At 72.3% G+C, this 15,728-nt stretch carries 13 protein-coding genes; 6 read left to right on the forward strand and 7 right to left on the reverse strand.

Annotation, left to right across the window (positions count from 1 at the left end):
- Positions 1–34: 34 nt before the first annotated feature.
- Positions 35–1,360, forward strand: a complete 1,326-nt coding sequence (locus tag AB0230_RS13875; protein ID WP_315994473.1) for an extracellular solute-binding protein — start codon at positions 35–37, stop codon at positions 1,358–1,360.
- A gap of 127 nt (positions 1,361–1,487) precedes the next feature.
- On the opposite strand, the gene AB0230_RS13880 is transcribed toward AB0230_RS13875, so the two are convergent.
- Positions 1,488–2,453 carry a WYL domain-containing protein gene (locus AB0230_RS13880; protein ID WP_366376335.1) on the reverse strand — a complete coding sequence of 322 codons (966 nt, stop codon included), beginning with the start codon at positions 2,451–2,453 and terminating at the stop codon, positions 1,488–1,490.
- Between the two features lie 96 nt (positions 2,454–2,549).
- On the opposite strand from AB0230_RS13880, the gene AB0230_RS13885 reads away from it, so the two are divergent.
- Positions 2,550–2,966, forward strand: a complete 417-nt coding sequence (locus AB0230_RS13885) for a VOC family protein (protein ID WP_366376337.1) — start codon at positions 2,550–2,552, stop codon at positions 2,964–2,966.
- A gap of 126 nt (positions 2,967–3,092) precedes the next feature.
- Here AB0230_RS13885 and AB0230_RS13890 read toward each other — a convergent pair whose 3' ends face one another.
- Positions 3,093–4,361, reverse strand: a complete 1,269-nt coding sequence (locus tag AB0230_RS13890; protein ID WP_366376339.1) for an MFS transporter — start codon at positions 4,359–4,361, stop codon at positions 3,093–3,095.
- A 68-nt stretch (positions 4,362–4,429) separates the two neighbouring features.
- On the opposite strand from AB0230_RS13890, the gene AB0230_RS13895 reads away from it, so the two are divergent.
- Positions 4,430–5,014, forward strand: coding sequence for a helix-turn-helix domain-containing protein (locus AB0230_RS13895; RefSeq protein ID WP_315994469.1), 585 nt, complete (start codon positions 4,430–4,432; stop codon positions 5,012–5,014).
- A 49-nt stretch (positions 5,015–5,063) separates the two neighbouring features.
- Here AB0230_RS13895 and AB0230_RS13900 read toward each other — a convergent pair whose 3' ends face one another.
- Positions 5,064–6,029 carry a LacI family DNA-binding transcriptional regulator gene (locus tag AB0230_RS13900; protein WP_363389165.1) on the reverse strand — a complete coding sequence of 322 codons (966 nt, stop codon included), beginning with the start codon at positions 6,027–6,029 and terminating at the stop codon, positions 5,064–5,066.
- A gap of 50 nt (positions 6,030–6,079) precedes the next feature.
- On the opposite strand from AB0230_RS13900, the gene galT reads away from it, so the two are divergent.
- From galT to AB0230_RS13915, 3 genes are all read left to right on the forward strand, one after another.
- Complete coding sequence (galT, locus tag AB0230_RS13905) at positions 6,080–7,255, forward strand: galactose-1-phosphate uridylyltransferase (RefSeq protein WP_366376342.1); 1,176 nt, start codon at positions 6,080–6,082, stop codon at positions 7,253–7,255.
- Positions 7,252–8,415 (forward strand): galactokinase, encoded by a 1,164-nt coding sequence (gene galK / locus AB0230_RS13910; protein ID WP_315994467.1) that lies wholly within the window; start codon positions 7,252–7,254, stop codon positions 8,413–8,415. Before galT ends, galK begins: the two co-directional genes overlap by 4 nt.
- A gap of 279 nt (positions 8,416–8,694) precedes the next feature.
- Complete coding sequence (locus AB0230_RS13915; protein WP_366376344.1) at positions 8,695–10,191, forward strand: carboxylesterase family protein; 1,497 nt, start codon at positions 8,695–8,697, stop codon at positions 10,189–10,191.
- A 155-nt stretch (positions 10,192–10,346) separates the two neighbouring features.
- On the opposite strand, the gene AB0230_RS13920 is transcribed toward AB0230_RS13915, so the two are convergent.
- From AB0230_RS13920 to AB0230_RS13935, 4 genes are all read right to left on the reverse strand, one after another.
- Positions 10,347–11,330 (reverse strand): LLM class F420-dependent oxidoreductase, encoded by a 984-nt coding sequence (locus AB0230_RS13920; RefSeq protein WP_366376346.1) that lies wholly within the window; start codon positions 11,328–11,330, stop codon positions 10,347–10,349.
- 147 nt (positions 11,331–11,477) lie between these two features.
- Positions 11,478–12,431 carry a site-specific DNA-methyltransferase gene (locus AB0230_RS13925; RefSeq protein ID WP_366376348.1) on the reverse strand — a complete coding sequence of 318 codons (954 nt, stop codon included), beginning with the start codon at positions 12,429–12,431 and terminating at the stop codon, positions 11,478–11,480.
- Complete coding sequence (locus AB0230_RS13930) at positions 12,428–13,477, reverse strand: biotin/lipoate A/B protein ligase family protein (protein ID WP_315994463.1); 1,050 nt, start codon at positions 13,475–13,477, stop codon at positions 12,428–12,430. Before AB0230_RS13930 ends, AB0230_RS13925 begins: the two co-directional genes overlap by 4 nt.
- Positions 13,478–13,486: 9 nt before the next feature.
- Positions 13,487–15,688, reverse strand: coding sequence for an MMPL family transporter (locus tag AB0230_RS13935; protein ID WP_366376350.1), 2,202 nt, complete (start codon positions 15,686–15,688; stop codon positions 13,487–13,489).
- Positions 15,689–15,728 lie beyond the last annotated feature (40 nt).

Below are 15,728 nucleotides of genomic sequence, written 5' to 3' on the forward strand. Positions count from 1 at the left end.
GCGCGTCCGGGCACCCAGAGAAAGAGGCATCCCCATGAAGCACAGAATCCTCGCGGCGACATCCGGCGTCGCCCTGTCGGCTCTGCTCCTCGCCGGTTGCGCCGGAAGCGGGAGCGGCGACGGCGCCGCGGCCGCCGACTGCGCCCCCGCCGACGGTCCCGTGACCCTCGAGTTCACCTCGTGGATCCCGGGCATCGAGAAGGCCGTCGACCTGTGGAACACCGAGAACCCCGATATCCAGGTCAAGGTGCAGACCGGCCCCAACGGCAACAACGGCACGTACCAGAACTTCTTCAACCAGATCGCCGCGGGCAACGCCCCCGACCTCGGCCAGATCGAGTACGACGCCCTCCCCAACTTCCTCGTGCAGGACGGCGTCGAGAACATCGCCGCCTGCTCCGACGTCGTCGCGGCGAAGGACCAGTTCGTGGGCTGGGCGTGGAACCAGGTCGCCCTCGGCGAGGACGGCGCCGTGTACGGCATCCCGCAGGACATCGGCCCGATGGCGCTGTTCTACCGCAAGGACCTCTTCGCGGCGAACGGCATCGCGATCCCCACCACGTGGGACGAATACACCGAGGCCGCCAAGAAGATCCGCGCGCTCGGCGGGTACATCACCAACTTCTCGCAGTCCGACATCAACCAGTTCGCCGGCTTCGTCTGGCAGGCCGGTGGGCAGTGGTTCGGCAACGACGCGGACGGCTGGACCGTCTCGCTCACGGACCCGGCGTCGGAGAAGGTCGCCGATTACTGGCAGTCGCTCATCGACCAGGACCTCGTCTCGACCTACCCCGCGTGGACCGACGAGTGGAACAACGCCTACAACTCCAGCCAGGTCTGGACGTGGAACTCCGCCGTCTGGGGCGCGAACTCGATCTCGAGCGGCGCTCCCGACACCGCGGGTGGATGGGCCGTGGCCGACCTGCCGCAGTGGAACGCCGGTGACGCCGTGTCGGGCAACTGGGGCGGATCGTCGATCGCCGTCCTCAAGGGCAGCGAGCACCCCTACGAGGCGACGACGTTCGCTCTGTGGCTGAACACCTCCGAGGAGGCGCTGACGGTGCTCAACGAAGAGGCCAACATCTACCCCGCCACGACCGAGGGCCTGAAGCTCCCCTCGCTCACGCAGGGCGTCGAATTCTACGGCGGACAGAAGATCTACGACGTCTTCGCCAAGGCCGCGACCGAGGTGACGCCCGACTTCGTGTGGGGCCCGACCATGACGAAGACCTACGCCGACGTCTCCGACGGCTTCAAGGCCGCGGTCAGCGGCAGCGGCACGCTCGCCGACGCCCTCCAGAAGGGCCAGGATGCCACCATCGGCGCCCTGGAGTCGCAGTCCATCCCCGTGAAGAAGTAACGCTTCCTTCTTCCGGCGACGCCCGTGGATGCTCCGGCATCCGCGGGCGTCCTGCGTTTCCGGATCCCGCCGCGGTGGGGCGGGGTGAGGGGTGAGAGCGGAGCGGGGAGGAAAGCGGCGTGGGGGATCAGGACGCCGCCGCGGCCTCGGCTCGCCGCGCCGCCTCGACCAGGGCCGCGCGAAGGGCGGCCGGGCGGGCGTCGGCGATCGGCCGGTCGAACCGGAGGCATTCCGCGGCGAGGGCACCCCACGACCACGAGCCCAGCGACACGCGGGTGCGGCCGTCATCGGTGGCGAGGAGACTGCCGTCCCCCACGTAGGGCGCGAGATCGGCGCGTTCCGCGGCGACCACGATCTCGCCCCGGCAGGGCCAGCGTCCCGTCTCGTCGCCCCCGCGGAACCGCCCCTCGAGGTAGCGCACCGGATCTCCGCCGGGCAGCGCGCGTCGGGGGAACGGGCGGCCGCGATGGGTCTTCAGCGTCATCCGATCGACGCGGTAGATGCGCCAGTCGTCGCGCTCGGGGGTGAAGCCGATGAGGTACCACCGTCCCGAGGACCACACCAGATGGTGCGGCTCGGTCACTCGCGCAGGCCCCTCCGAGCCGGAGTAGTCGAAGCGCACCTCCTCCGCTGCCTCCATGGCCGCCTCGATCGCGCCGAGCACGGAAGGGTCGACGCCGACCGCACCCGCCGGCGCGATCACCTCGACCGCGAAGCGCTGCGCACGACGCCCCAGCGGCGCCGGCAACAGGCGCGAGAGGACGCTCAGCGCCTCATCGGCGGCGTCGGCGAGGGGACCGCCCGCGGACGCCGCGACCCGCAGCGCGACAGCGACGGCGACGGCCTGATCCGCGTCGAAGGCCACGGGCGGCAGATGCGCCCCCGCGCGCAAGCGGTAGCCGCCCGCGGGCCCGCGCGTCGCATCGATGTCGTACCCGAGTTCACGGAGGCGGTCGACGTCCCGGCGGATCGTGCGCTCGCTCACGTCGAGACGACCGGCGAGCGCGGCCGCCGACCAGTCGCGGCGGGACTGCAGAACGGTCAGCAGCGACAGCAGCCGCCGCGAGGTCGAGGGAGCGGAGGTCTCCGGCATGGCATCCATTCTGCGTCGCATTGCGGACCATCCCTGTCCGCAATGCGCGGGAGAGTCAGGGCATCCGGAACCTCCCGGCGTCAGACAGGAATCGACATGACCCTCACCACCACCCTCCACGTCAACTTCGACGGCCACGCGGCCGACGCCCTCGCCTTCTACGCGGAGGTGTTCGGCGGAACCGTCACGGCGGTCCCTTACGGCGACACGGCCGAAGTTCCCGAGCAGCGCGAGCAGATCGTGTGGGGCGAGATGGTCGCGCCCAGCGGCGTGCACGTGATGGCGTACGACATCCAGCGCTCGCTCGCCTACGACCGGGGCGCGAACCCCTTCTACCTCGCGCTGCGCGGGTACGACGCCGACGAGGTGCGCGCCGCATGGGAAGGACTGAGCCAGGATGCCGAGATCCTGGCCCCGTTCGGACCGTCGGCGTTCTCGCCGCTGTACGGCAAGCTCGTGGACCGCTTCGGCGTCGTGTGGATCATCGACGTGATCGCCCCCTGGAACGGCTGAGCCATCGCCGGCAGGGCTCGGTAGGACCAGCCCCGCGGCTCGGATGTCGCTGCGTCGGGCACTCTCCGACGCAGCGACACCTGAGCGGCGGCTCGACACCCCGCACGCGACGGATGACGGGTCGGCTCACTCCGCGATCGGCACCGGCACGACGGCATCCGCCGTCGCCCGCAGCGACGGACTCGCGAAGCGCGCCTTCGCGACCACCGCGGCGGCGGCGATCATGAGCGCCGCGCCCAGGACGTACGGTGCCGCGTGGGCGACGTGGGCGTAGAGCAGTCCCGCCATCAGCGGCGCGACCGTCCCGACCGCGGCATTGAGAGATTGCGCGGCACCCGCGATCCAGCCCTGCTCGTCGTCGCCGACGGCGTTGGAGAGCAATCCGTCCATGGTGGCCTGCGCCGCCCCCTGGCCCGCGGCGAGCGTCAGGGCGCCCACGACGAACAGCCACGGTTGCGCCAGGAGCGACGCGACCCCGGCGAGGGCGACGAGTCCGACCGCCTGCGCGACGATCCCGCTGACCACGACGCCGCGCTCGCCGATGCGCGGCAGCAGGAAGCCCAGCAGCACCCCTTGGATCGCGATGTCGATGATGCCGACGCACGCGGTGAGCAGGCCGATCGCGGTGGGGCTCCAGGAGATCGCATCGAGGGCGAGCACGCTGAAGTTGTTGACGAAGAAGCCGAACGGAAGGCCCACGAGGATGAGGCCGACCATGAGCCCGCGGAGCTCGGGTCGACGGAAGACGCCGCGGAAGACCGCGAAGGGGTGCACCGCGCGCAGGTCGAGAGAGGCGATCCGCCGGTCGGGGGCGAGGCTCTCGGGCAGCAGGAAGATGCTCAGGATCGCCACCGTCAGCGCGAGACCCGCGGTGACGAACACCGGCAGGTCGACGTCGATCGCGGCGAGGGTGCCGCCGAGGGCGGGCCCGACCATCGTGCCGATGCCGGCCGTCGCCCCGAGGATGCCGAAGCGGCGAGCGCGCTTCTCGGGCGGGGTGATGTCGGCGAGGTAGGCGAAGAGAGCGGGGAGGTCGCCGGCGGTCACGCCCTGCACGATGCGTCCGAGCAGCAGCACCCAGAGGGCGCCCCCGATACCGAAGAGCAGGAAGCCGAGGGCTGCCCCGAACCCGGCGACGATGATGACGGGGCGACGCCCGAAGCGGTCGGAGATGCGGCCGAGGAAAGGCGCGACGAGGAACGCGCAGAGCGCGTTGACGGTCTCGAGGATGCCGACCCATACGGCGAGGTCGGCGGGGTTCGACACGTACCGGAGGACGACGAAGGGCAGTACCGGCAGCACGACGGTCATGCCGGCGGTGGTGAGCGTCGTGATGACGACGAGCATCACCCAGGCGCGGCGGCCGGGGACGGGGGAGGAGGAAAGCGAAGTCACGCCGTAACTGTACTCGTACCAGTTTTGTTGTCAATACAGTTATGGACCCATCCCGGTAGACTGCCCGCATGAGCACCGACGTCGGGCGCCGCGAGCGCAAGAAAGCCGCCACCCGCAAGGCCATCTCCGACGCCGCGACCGCGCTCTTCGTGGAGCGGGGGTTCGACGAGGTCAGCATCCGCGAGGTCGCCGACGCCGCAGACGTCTCCCCGACGACCGTGTTCGCGCACTTCCCGCAGAAGGAGGCGCTCGTCTTCGACGAGGACGACGCGCAGCGCGATCTGCTCGTCGCCGCCGTGCGCGACCGCACCCCCGGCACGACCGTGTCCGAGGCGCTGCGCGACCTCTACCGCCGCGAGCTCATCGGCCTCGCCTTCGACCCGACCGGCGAGCACCGCCGCCAGTTCATGCAGCTCATCACCGGCACCCCCGCCCTGCGCGACTACGCCTCCCGCATGTGGCTGCGTCACGAGGACGCCCTCGCCGCGGCGATCGCCGCGACGACCGGGCAGAGCGAGCCGGATGCCGAGACCCGCGTCTACGCGAGGATGGTGCTGCAACTGCAGATCCTCGCGTTCGAGCACGACGACGCCGCGGCGACGATCGAGGCGGGCTTCCACCTCCTGGAGCAGGGCTGGCGCGAGCCGCGCTGACGGTGCACACCCCGGGGAGCACACCCGGGGCCCCCGACCCCGGCGCGCGTCAGGCCTGGGCGGTGCTCCGGCGCACGACCACCGACGCGGGAACCGTCTCGGCGATCGGCTCCCCTCCCTCGATCGCACCGACGAGCGCCGTGACGGCGCGCCGACCGAGGGCGTCGAAGTCTTGGCGCACCGTGGTCAGGGGTGGACGGAACTCGGCGGCATCCGCGATGTCGTCGAAGCCGACGACGGAGACGTCTTCGGGAACGCGCCGCCCCGCATCGGCGAGGGCCCGCAGCGCGCCGAGCGCCATCTGATCGTTGGCGACGAAGATCGCCGTCGCCTCGAGCAGGTGCGACACCGCCCGATGACCGGACGCCGAGGTCCAATCGCCGCGGACCGGCTCGGGGGTGACGAGCCCGGCGTCGGCGAGCGCGAAGCGCCACCCTCGTTCGCGCTCGGCCGCGGCGAACGAGCCGCGCGGCCCTCCGAGGTGGTGCACCGTGTCGTGGCCGAGCGCCAGCAGATGCGCGGTCGCGGCGCGGGCGCCGGCGGCGTGGTCGGTCTGCACGATCGAGAAACGCGCGTCGGGCGGCGAATCGACCACGACCACGTGGAGGTCGGCGGGCGGGTCGACGTCGCGGGCGAGCTCGGTCGCCTCGTTCAGCACCACCGCCCCGTCGACGCCCTGCGATCGCAGCCGCGCGAAGGCGTCGCGGATACCGCGCTCGCCCACCGTCACCACGGCGAGCGCATAGTCACGGGCGGCGGCGGCCTCGGAGATGGCCTGGAGCATGCGGGAGTTGCCGACGGATGCGAGGGTCGACACGACGAGACCGATGGTGGAGGTCTGACCCGTGCGCAACGCACGGGCGGCGCGGTGCATGCGGTACCCGAGGTCGGCCATCGCCTTCTCGACGCGGGCACGCGTGGCCGGGTCGACGCGGGGGCTGCCGTTGGCCACGCGCGACACGGTCTGCGCCGAGACTCCGGCCCTCTCGGCCACATCGGCCATGGATACGCGCATCACGCCCCCTCGATGTTGACGATATCACGGCCCGGATGTAGCGTGTTATCGTGAACACGGACAGCCTCACCGCGGAGCCCCTGGGCGCCGGCGTCGTCAAGCGGCCCACCCGCCTCGCCGACGGACGCGAGCTCATCTACTTCGACGACCCCGACACGACGCTCGGCGCCGAGCGCGCGGTCGACGCCCGCACCCTCGACCCGCGGCCGACGACGGCGACCATGCGGCAGGACGTGCTGACCGGTGACTGGATCACCGTGGCATCCAATCGGCAGAACCGAGCGTTCCTGCCCCCCGCCCACCTCGACCCGCTGTCTCCGCAGACGCCGACGAACCCCTCGGAGATCCCGTCGCTCTATGACGTGGCGGTGTTCGAGAACAAGTCCCCGTCGTTCGGCCCCGCCCTCGACGCGGCCGTCGGCGACGCCCCTACCGCCGTCGACCCGCCGCGCGGCGACGACGACCTCGAGCACCTCGGCCTCGGCCGCACGCGCACCTCGGTCGGCCGGTGCGAGGTCGTGTGCTTCAGCCCCGCGCACGAGGGGTCGTTCGGCTCGCTCTCGCGCACCCGCGCCCGCACCGTCATCGAGGCATGGGCGGACCGCACCGCGGCGCTGTCGGCTCTGCCCGGCATCCGTCAGGTGTTCCCGTTCGAGAACCGCGGAGAGCAGATCGGGGTCACGCTCCCCCACCCGCACGGGCAGATCTACGCCTACCCGTACGTGACCCCGCGCACGCACCGCCTGCTCGACACGATCTCGCGCACCTCGATCGACCTGTTCGCGCGCATCCTGGAGTTCGAGCAGGGCGGCGAGCGCGTCGTGCTGCGCGGAGAGCACTGGACCGCGTTCGTCCCCTTCGCCGCGCGCTGGCCCATCGAGGTGCACGTGCTCCCGCACCGCCACGTCGCCGACCTCGCCGAGACGACCGACGCCGAGCGCGACGAGCTCGCCCCGTTCTACCTGCGACTGCTGCGCGGCATCGACGCGCTCTACGACACCCCCACCCCCTACATCGCCGCCTGGCATCAGGCGCCGGTCGGACGGGGCCGGGATGCCGTGCGCCTCAACCTGCAGATCACCTCCCCCCGTCGCGCCGCCGACAAGCTGAAGTACCTCGCCGGATCCGAGGCCGCCATGGGCGCCTGGATCGGCGACGTGACCCCCGAATCGCAGGCCGAGCGCCTGCGCGCCGCCCTCGACACCGTTCCGGAGGTGACGGTATGACCGCCGTCGACGACGCCCGCACCCTTCTCACCACCCTCACCGACGCCCCGGAGGCCGGGGTGTGGTCGGCTCCCGGTCGCGCCAACCTCATCGGCGAGCACACCGACTACAACGAGGGCTTCGTCTTCCCCTTCGCGATCGCGCAGCGCACCGCCGCGGCCGTCGCGGTACGCTCCGACGACGTCATCCGCGTGACCTCGACGTTCGCCCCCGATCCGGTGGAGGTCTCGCTCGCCGACCTCGACGCCCGGATCGCCGCCGGCGGCCTCGACTGGGCAGGCTACCCGCTGGGCGTGGCGTGGGCGCTGCGTCGGGAGGCCCCGGATGCCGTGCCGCGCGGTGTCGACATCGCCCTCGCCTCCGACGTGCCCGTGGGTGCCGGCCTGTCGTCGTCGGCCGCGATCGAGGGGGCCGTGGCATCCGCCCTCAACGATGTGTGGAACGCGGGTCTCGACAAGGTCGCGCTCGCCCGGGTGGGACGCACCGCCGAGAACGACGCCGTCGGCGCCCCCACCGGGATCATGGACCAGATGGCCTCGATGCTCGGCGTCGCCGACGCGGCAACCTTCCTCGACTGCCGCACGCTCGAGACGCGTCCCGTCGCGCTCGGCTTCTCCGACGCGGGCCTGGCGATCCTCGTGGTCGACACGCTCGTCGAGCACGCGCACTCCACGGGGGGCTACCGCGAGCGTCGCGAGGCGTGCGAGCGCGGGGCGGCCGCGTTCGGAGTCGACTCCCTGCGCGATCTCACGGTCGACGACCTGCCCCGCGCGGCGGAGATCCTCGACGACGTCACCTTCCGCCGGGTCCGCCATGTCGTGACCGAGAACCAGCGCGTGCTCGACACCGTCGCCGCCCTCGACGCCGACGGTCCCGCCGCGATCGGCGACCTGCTCGTCGCCTCGCACGCCTCGATGCGGGACGACTTCGAGATCTCGGTGCCCGAGCTCGATCTCGCGGTCGAGACGACGCTCGCTTCGGGTGCGCTCGGCGCGCGGATGACCGGCGGCGGCTTCGGCGGCGCGGCGATCGCACTGATGCCCGTCGGCCTGATCCCAGTGGCGACGGATGCCGTGCGGGCCGCGTTCGCGGCATCCGGGTTCCGCGCCCCGAACGTGTTCACGGTGACCCCCTCGGAGGGTGCGCGCCGCGACGCGTGACGCGCGCGGGCCACGCGGCGTCGAGGCAGGCCGGGCCGCGGGGCACGCGCGGCGGCGCGTGCACAACTCCTGCGATTCGGGCGCGAACCCGCCCACCGAGGCCGAAACAGGCACGAATCTCCGGAGTTGTGCGCCGCCGCCGCGCACGCGGACCAACCGTATCCGCCCGAGGGGCGCGAGTGGTTCCCGGTCGATGTTCCGGCGGGCGAGCCAGACGTTCCTCGCGCTGAACGGATGGGACCGCGGTCGGGGGTGAGCCCGGACCGGCAGGATGGGGGAATGGATGCCGCCGTGCTCGCCACCACCTCGAAGGGACGCCTGCGGGGGTTCCGCCGTGATTGGACCGCCGTGTTCCTCGGCATCCCGTTCGCCCAGCCTCCGATCGGGCCGTTGCGCTTCGCGGCCCCCGTCCCCGTCGAGCCCTGGGACGGCGAGCGCGACGCGATCGCCTACGGAGCGACCGCGCAGCGGGGTGACGCCGGCATCACCCTCATCCCCGAGCCGAGCGTCCCGGGCGACGCCACCCTGAACGTCAACGTCTTCGCGCCCGCGGATCGAGAGCCGGATGCCACCCTCCCGGTGCTTGTGTGGATCCACGGCGGGGGCTACACCTCGGGATCGCCCGCGAGCCGGTGGTACGACGGCGACGCGTTCGCGCGCGACGGCGTGATCACGGTCGTGATCTCGTACCGGATCGGCTTCGACGGCTTCGGCCTCATCGAGGGGGCACCCGCGAACCGCGGCCTCCGTGATCAAATCGCCGCCCTCGAGTGGGTACGCGACGAGATCGGCGCCTTCGGCGGCGACCCGACGCGCGTGACGGTGGCGGGCCAGTCGGCGGGCGGCGGCTCGGTGCTCGCGCTGATGGCGAGCCCCGCGGCATCCGGACTCTTCCGCGGCGCGATGGCGATCTCGCCGGCGATCGGGGCCGTCGCCGTCGATTCCGCCCGGCGCTTCACCGAACGCGTGGCGTCGCTGGCCGGGGTCACCGCCGACCGCGAGGGGCTCGCGACCGTGCCGGAGGAACGGCTGATCGCGCTGCAGAAAGCCGCCGGGAAGCCGCCGCGCGGACGCGCCCTCGCGGCGCTGACGGCGCTGTTCGATGAGGGGCTTCCGCTCGGGCCGGTGATCGACGGTGATGTGCTGCCGCGGCATCCGCTCGACGCTCTCGCCGAGGAGCCCGGCGTGCCCCTGGTCATCGGCTCGACCGACGACGAGTTCACGATGTTGACCTCTCGCTACCGGGCCGCGCTGCGGGTCGTGCCCGTGTCGCTGGCGCTGGCCGTGCTCGGTCTCGGGCGCTCGCGGCGGCGCGCCTACCTCGAGCGCACGCGGCGTCGGGGCGCCGCGGCGGTCCTCGGCGGATACGCGACGGACCGGGTGATCCGGGCGACGGTGCTGCGGGTGGCGCGGGCGCGGGCGGCCTCCGCGAGGATCGCTGCCGACGCTCCTTCGGCCTCGGGGTCGACACCGGCGACCTGGGTCTACCGCTTCGCCTGGCCGTCGCCGATGTTCGGTGGGGCGTGCCACTGCCTCGACGTGCCGTTCTGGTTCGACCACCTCGACGGCGACGGCGTTGCGGCGATCGCCGGGGATGCCCCTCCGCGAGCACTCGGCGCCCAGGTGCACGGCGCGGCGGTCGCGTTCGTGCGCGACGGCGATCCCGGCTGGCCGGCGTGGGATGCCGCGCGTCGGCGTGCGCGGGTGTTCGACGTCACGGCATCCGTCCCGCCCATCGAGGTCGCCGCCTACGCCGACGTGGATCCGCTCGTCTGACGCGCGGTGCGTCGGGGCGGGTGGGACGGAGCGTGGAGACCGCCGGCAGGCGTGGCGGGCCGCGGAAACCGTCGGCGGGCGCGGCGCGGCGCGGCACGGACACCGGAGCATCGGGGCGGCTGCTCTCGGGCACAACAGCCGCCCGACGGGCGCTCCTAGAGAGCGGGGATCACCTCGCGCTCGAACAGCGAGATGCCGGAGGTGTCGTACGCGGCCTCGGGGAAGTAGTGGATCGCGTAGCCGAGGCCGTGGTCGGCGCGCTCGCGCAGGCGCTCGACGATCTGCTCCGGAGTGCCGAAACCGTCGGAGGAGCGGTAGTCGGCCTCGATGGCATCCGCCCGCTCGTCCCCCACGTGCGGGCGCAGACGCGCCACGACCGCGGCCAGGCGCTCGTCGGCCTCGGCCTCGGTCTCGGCGACGATCGTGTTGAAGTTCGTCGAGCGCGTGATCTCGCCCGCGTCACGACCGAGGGTCTCGCAGTGCCCGCGCAGAACTTCGGACTTGTGGTCGAACTCCTCGAGAGAGCCGCCGAAGTTCGTGTACGAGGCGTACTTCGCCGCGATCTTGAGGGTGACCTTCTCGCCGCCGCCGGCGATCCACAGCGGGATGCCGCCGGGCTGGAGCGGCTTCGGCTGCACGATCGCGCCGTCGACCTCGTAGTACTTCCCCGACAGGGTGGCTTCCCCTGTCGTCCACGCCTGATGCATGATCTCGACGCCCTCGCGGAGGCGCCCGAGACGCTCGGCGATGGGCGGGAAGCCGTAGCCGTACGCCTTCCACTCGTGCTCGTACCAGCCACCGCCGATACCCATCTCGGCGCGGCCTCCCGAGATCGCGTCGACGGTCGCCGCGACCTTCGCGAGGTAGGCCGGGTTGCGGTAGCCCATGCACGTGCACATCTGGCCGAGGCGCACGCGGTCGGTCGCCGCGGCGAAGGCGGCCATGAGCGTCCACGCCTCGTGCGTGGCCTCGGCGCTGGGGACGGGCGTGGTGTGGAAGTGGTCGTAGACCCACAGCGAGGCCCAGGGGCCGTCGTCGGCGCTCTGGGCGAGGGCGTTCATGACGCGCCAGTGGTCGGAGGGATCGATGCCGACGAGGTCGAAACGCCAGCCCTGGGGGACGAAGATGCCGAATTCCATGCGCTCACCCTAGGCGCGGGCGGCGACGTCGGGGGCGGCCGAGCCGGAACCCGGCGTGGCGGGCCGCGATGCGCGGGACTGCCGGGGCGTGCGACGAGCGGAGGGCTTCGACGAGGCCGCGGCGCGTCAGCCCGAGGGTCCGGCGCGTCAGCCCGCGAACGGCTCCAGGCGCGTGTGCATGACGGACACGGCATCCGCGTTGTCGTCGATGAGCACGGCGTCACGACCGAGCGGAGCCGCGACCGCCCCGAGCGTGCCGCTGCCGGCGAACATGTCGAGGACGCGGTCGCCGGGGCGGCTCGACGCCTGCACCATGCGCCGCAGCACGCCCTCGGGCTTCTGCGTGGGGTACCCCGTCTTCTCGCGTCCGGTCGTCGGCACGATCGTGTGCCACCAGACGTCGGTGGGCATCTTGCCGCGGGCGGCCTTCTCGGCGGTCACGAGGCCCGGGGCCATGTACGGCTCGCGGTCCACGGCATCCGAATCGAAGAAGTAGGTCGCGGGGTTCTTCACGTACACGAGGATCGTCTCGTGCTTCGTGGGCCAGCGGCGCTTGGTCTTCGCGCCGTAGTCGTACGCCCAGATGAGCTCGTTGAGGAACTTGTCCCGCCCGAACAGCGCGTCGCACATCACCTTCGCGTAGTGCACCTCGCGGTAGTCGAGGTGCAGGTACAGCGTGCCGTCGTCGGCGAGCAGGCGCCACGCCTCGATGAGCCGCGGCTCGAGGAAGCCCCAGTAGTCGTCGAAGCGGTCGTCGTAGGTGCGCAGGTCACCGCGCAGGCGCGCGTACTCACGCCCGTGGAAGCCGCGCTGCACCACCGGCGGCGGGGGCGGTTCGTCTTCGGGGAACGTCAGCATGTTCGGATCGTCGACGGATCCCGCGGGCTCCGGCTCGGCGGCATCCTGAGGCTCTTCGACCGGCGCCGTCCAGGTCGCCGACTCGACCGCCTTCGAGCGGGTACGCCCCGTGTTGAAAGGAGGGTCGAGGTAGACGAGGGCGAACGAGCCGTCGGTGTAGGCCGGAGTGACGGTCAGGTTGTCGGCGTGGTGGATCTCGACGCGGCCGGGTTCGGGGGCGTCAGGCAGGGCGTCGATGCTCACGGGACGCGCTGCAGCCACGCGTCGGTGGCGAACTTCGTCTCGACCAGGGCCTCGGCCTCGGCGTACTCCTCGTCGGTGATGCGTCCCTCGGTCGCGCCGTAGAGCGTCGTGAAGGTCTGGATGAAGCGGTCGATGACCTGGTCCCGCGGCAGGCCGGTCTGACTGCGCAGGGGGTCGACGCGCTTGGCCGCCGACACGGTGCCCTTGTCGCTGAGCTTCTCGCGGCCGATGCGCAGCACCTCGGTGAGCACCTGGCCGTCCATGTCGTAGCTGAGCGTCGCGTGGTGCAGCACGCCGCCGTTGGCGAGGCGCTTCTGCGCGGCGCCGCCGATCTTGCCGTGGGGACCGGCGATGTCGTTCAGCGGCTGGTACACCGCGTCGATGCCGAGCGACCGCAGCGCCTGCAGCACCCAGTCGTCGAGGAAGGCGTACGAGTCGGCGAAGGTCATGCCGGCCACGAGGGATGCCGGGACGTACAGCGAGTACGTCACGATCGAGTTCGCGGCCATGAGCATCGCACCGCCGCCCGAGATGCGGCGCACGACGTCGAAGCCGTGCTTCTCGGCGCCCTCGGGGTCGACCTCGTTGCGCAGCGACTGGAACGAGCCGATCACGACGGCGTTCTCGTTCCACTCCCACAGGCGCAGCGTGGGCTTGCGGAGCCCCGCGCCCACGCGGGCGGTCAGCACCTCGTCGAGCGCGAGGTTCATGCGCGGCGACACCGGAGCGTCGTGCACGACCTCCCACTCGAAGTCGGCCCAGCCGGGAGCCGTCACGAGCGCGCGGCGGATGGCCGTGGCGACCGACTCGGGCGTGAAGCCGAGCAGCTGCGCACCCTCGGGCAGGGCGGCGCGGATGGCCGCCGCGATCGTGGGCACGTCGGACTCGACGGGCAGGCCGTTCACGGCCGCGTCGATGTCGTCGAGGGCGTCGTCGGGCTCGAGGAAGAAGTCGCCCGCGAGGTGGAAGCCGTGGATGCGGCCCTCGCGCTCCTCGAGGTCGACGACGACCAGCTTTCCCCCCGGGACCTTGTACTCGCCGTGCATGCGTCCAGCCTACGACCGCACCGGCTCACCCCGATCGTGCACGTGCTCGGCGCCGGGCCGGACGACGGGGACGGATGCCGTGTCGTCGGACGACGACCGCCGGGCCGACCGCCCGCCGGGCCACCAGTTCGCGCGACCGAGGAGGGTCATGAGAGCCGGAAGCAGCAGCCCGCGTACGAGTGTGACGTCGAGGATCACGGCCACCACCATCCCGATGCCGATCTCCTTCATCGCCACGAGCCCGCCGAAGGCGAAGCCGAGGAACACGATGCAGATCGCCGCAGCAGCGAGGGTCACGACCGGCCCGGTGCGGCCGATGCCGTGGCGGACGGCCTCGGCGTTGGCGACGCGGGGGTCGGCGGCGCGATCCCGCGAGCGCCAGCGTTCGGTGATGCGCGCGAGCAGGAACACCTCGTAGTCCATGGTCAGACCGAACGCCAGCAGACCGATGAGCAGAGGGGTCGTGACATCGAGCGTGCCGGTGGGCGCGAAGCCGAGTACCGGTGCGCCCCAGCCCCAGCCGAAGACAGCGGTCAAGACCCCGAGGGTCGAGGCCACGGTGAGCGCGGCGAGCACGAGCGCCTTCACCGGGATCACCACCGACCGGGTGAGCGCGAACAGCAGCCCGAAGCTCGCCGCGGCGACGACGAGGGCGGCCCACGGCAGCCGATCGAGGAGGTGGTCGCGGGAGTCGATCAACGCCGCGGCGGGGCCGGTCACGGCGAGCGGCACCGCGGCATCGATCGCCCGCACGGCCTCGACGAGGCGCTGCGCGGCGGGTCCTGTCGCGGTGTCGCCGACGGGGGTGAATGCGACCGCCGTCACCTCCGCGGGCAGGCCCTGCACCAGGTCGGCGTCGGCGACCTCGGGCAAGGCGGCGATCTGGTCGAGGACACCCGTGACCTCGGCCTGCTGCACCGCCCCCTCGAGCACCACCGTGACGGGCTCGACGCCGATCCCGGTGAACCCGGTCGTGCTGGCCTCGTACGCGCGGCGCTCTTCGCCGGAGGCGGGGAGGGAGCGGATGTCGGAGTCGTCGAGGGAGAGGGATGCCACGGGCGCGGCGAGCGCGAGGAGGATCGCTGTCGCGGCCAGGGCGACGACCGTCGGGCGGCGTTGCGCCAGCGCGGTCGATCGTGCGAGCAGGCTCGCGCGCGGTGCGCGCGGTCGACGGGCCCACGGGCGTGCCCAGGTGCGCTGCCCCGCCGCGGGGAGCGCCCGGAGCGCGAGTGAAAGGCAGGCGGGGACGAGGGTGAGTCCCGCGAGGGTCGCGAACCCGACGACCACCGCGCCACCGAGGGCCATGCCGGAGAGCAGGGGGTCACCGAGCACGAGGATGCCGATGAGGGCGATGCCCACCGCGAGCCCCGAGACGAGCACGGCCCGTCCCGCGCCGGCGAGGGTGCGGCCGACGAGATCGTCGACCGCGGCATCCGGGTTTCCCGCGCGCTCATCGCGCAGACGGAGAACGATGAGGAGGCTGTAGTCCACCGCGAGCCCGAGCCCGAGGATCGTGACGACGTTGACCGCGAACTCGTTCACATCGGTGACGCGGGCGACACCGCCGAGGACCGCGAGGGTCGGCGCGATCGCGGCGAGAGCGGCGACCACGGGGACGAGGGCGATGCGGATCGAGCCGAGCGCGACCGTGAGCAGGACGATGAGGAGGATGACCGCGATGCCCTCGCCGAGGGCGGCGTCGGTGGTGGCGCGGTCGACGAACGCCTGCTCCGCCAGCAGCGGACCTCCCACGAGCACCTCGGGTACGGCGATCGCATGCAGGAGAGCAGAGACCTCGGATGCCGTGGCGACCGCCGCCTCCCCGGTGAGAGCGCGATCGAGCTCGACCACGATCAGCGACGAGCGGCCGTCGTCGCCGATGGCGCCGCCCGCTGTGTAGGCGTCGGTCACGTCGACGACGCCGGGGACGGCGCGGATCGCTCCCACGACCGCGGTCGCGCTGTCGCGCACCGTCGGGGAGAAGAAGTCCTCTCCGCGCAGGACGGCGGTGACGAGTTCACCCTCGGGGTCGAGGGCGTCGAGACGCTCGCTCGCGCGGAGCGATTCGCTTCCCGCGGGGGCGTCGGCGACCGAGACGGTGCGGTCGAACACATCGCCGGCCAGCGTCGCGCCCATGACGACCAGAAGGGCCCACGCGGCGACGACGAGGAGGCGATGGCGGCTGACGCGGCGGCCGAGGCGGGAGAGCATCACTCTGCTTTCGGGAGAAGGGGGAGCGCCCTCGGTGGCG

Origin of the sequence: Microbacterium sp. NPDC089190, assembly GCF_040701795.1 — a bacterium.
Lineage (GTDB): Bacteria > Actinomycetota > Actinomycetes > Actinomycetales > Microbacteriaceae > Microbacterium > Microbacterium galbum.

Excerpts from the sequence above, each read along its gene's own strand:
- AB0230_RS13900 (WP_363389165.1), bottom strand. The coding sequence starts at position 6,029 with ATGCGCGTATCCATGGCCGATGTGGCCGAGAGGGCCGGAGTCTCGGCG.
- AB0230_RS13880 (WP_366376335.1), bottom strand. The coding sequence starts at position 2,453 with ATGCCGGAGACCTCCGCTCCCTCGACCTCGCGGCGGCTGCTGTCGCTG.
- AB0230_RS13930 (WP_315994463.1), bottom strand. The coding sequence starts at position 13,477 with ATGCACGGCGAGTACAAGGTCCCGGGGGGAAAGCTGGTCGTCGTCGAC.
- AB0230_RS13915 (WP_366376344.1), top strand. The coding sequence starts at position 8,695 with ATGGATGCCGCCGTGCTCGCCACCACCTCGAAGGGACGCCTGCGGGGG.
- AB0230_RS13935 (WP_366376350.1), bottom strand. The coding sequence starts at position 15,688 with ATGCTCTCCCGCCTCGGCCGCCGCGTCAGCCGCCATCGCCTCCTCGTC.
- galK (WP_315994467.1), top strand. The coding sequence starts at position 7,252 with ATGACCGCCGTCGACGACGCCCGCACCCTTCTCACCACCCTCACCGAC.
- AB0230_RS13875 (WP_315994473.1), top strand. The coding sequence starts at position 35 with ATGAAGCACAGAATCCTCGCGGCGACATCCGGCGTCGCCCTGTCGGCT.
- AB0230_RS13895 (WP_315994469.1), top strand. The coding sequence starts at position 4,430 with ATGAGCACCGACGTCGGGCGCCGCGAGCGCAAGAAAGCCGCCACCCGC.
- AB0230_RS13885 (WP_366376337.1), top strand. The coding sequence starts at position 2,550 with ATGACCCTCACCACCACCCTCCACGTCAACTTCGACGGCCACGCGGCC.
- AB0230_RS13920 (WP_366376346.1), bottom strand. The coding sequence starts at position 11,330 with ATGGAATTCGGCATCTTCGTCCCCCAGGGCTGGCGTTTCGACCTCGTC.